Below are 840 nucleotides of genomic sequence, written 5' to 3' on the forward strand. Positions count from 1 at the left end.
CCATACTTAATATCGAGCTGCCATTGTTGGTTGGAGCCCGTTACGGTTGCATTCCGCGCCAAACGGCGTGGATAATGCATTTTCTTTCGACGCTGCGGATGAAGGATCCCTAGCTTCTTGCAAAGGCGATACGTTTTCTTCTTGTTGATTACCAGGTCGTACTGGTGTCGCAGGCATTCGGTTAGCAACAGATAGCCGTAAACATGCTCCTCGCCAGCGACTAGTTCCATGAGCCACTCCTCAATCTGGACGTCGCTGACGACCTTACCTGAGCGGGTATAGGCGTGCGTTGTTACGGGTCTGCCTCTGCGTGGTGTCTCCATCGTTTGCCCCGCAGGATGATACCGGCGTTGCTTTCGCTCATAGTATGTGGATGACGCGACTTCGGTTAGGGCCAGTATGGTGGCTACCGCATTTCCCTGCTCGATGAACGTTTGTGCAACGTCAAGTCGGTCGTCGAGGCAGGGGTGATCTTTTTTACGAGTTCACGCAGAACCTTGTTCTCAAGTTCCTTCTCACCGAGGGCTTTCAGGGCGTGGTTGTACTGCTCTTCCATTTCGGCTAAGCGTCTCGCATCATCCAATCGCTCATCGATCGTAGGGACCGCATCCTCACCAAACGTTTCCTGGAATTCCTTGACCCAGTTGCGAATGGTTTTCGGCGCCACCTCATACTTCCGGGCAAGCACCCCTACCTTGATGCCAGCAAGCGCCTCTTGCGCTGCCTTATATCGTACCTCTTTGAACGCATTGTTCCGTTGTCTCATCATCCCCGCCCCCTTCATCAAGATTGTACCTTATTTCCCTGCTATCTCTCCAACTTGATTAGGGGGCTTAATAG

2 protein-coding genes are annotated in these 840 nt (G+C 52.6%); both read right to left on the reverse strand.

The window, feature by feature from the left end:
• A partial coding sequence (locus tag RB620_RS30155; protein ID WP_308100862.1) for an IS3 family transposase occupies positions 1 to 230 on the reverse strand: 230 nt, incomplete at its 3' end.
• 176 nt (positions 231 to 406) lie between these two features.
• Positions 407 to 769 carry a helix-turn-helix domain-containing protein gene (locus tag RB620_RS30160; RefSeq protein ID WP_308100864.1) on the reverse strand — a complete coding sequence of 121 codons (363 nt, stop codon included), beginning with the start codon at positions 767 to 769 and terminating at the stop codon, positions 407 to 409.
• Positions 770 to 840: the final 71 nt, after the last annotated feature.

This window comes from Paenibacillus sp. LHD-117 (genome assembly GCF_030929555.1).
Classification (GTDB): Bacteria; Bacillota; Bacilli; order Paenibacillales; family Paenibacillaceae; genus Pristimantibacillus.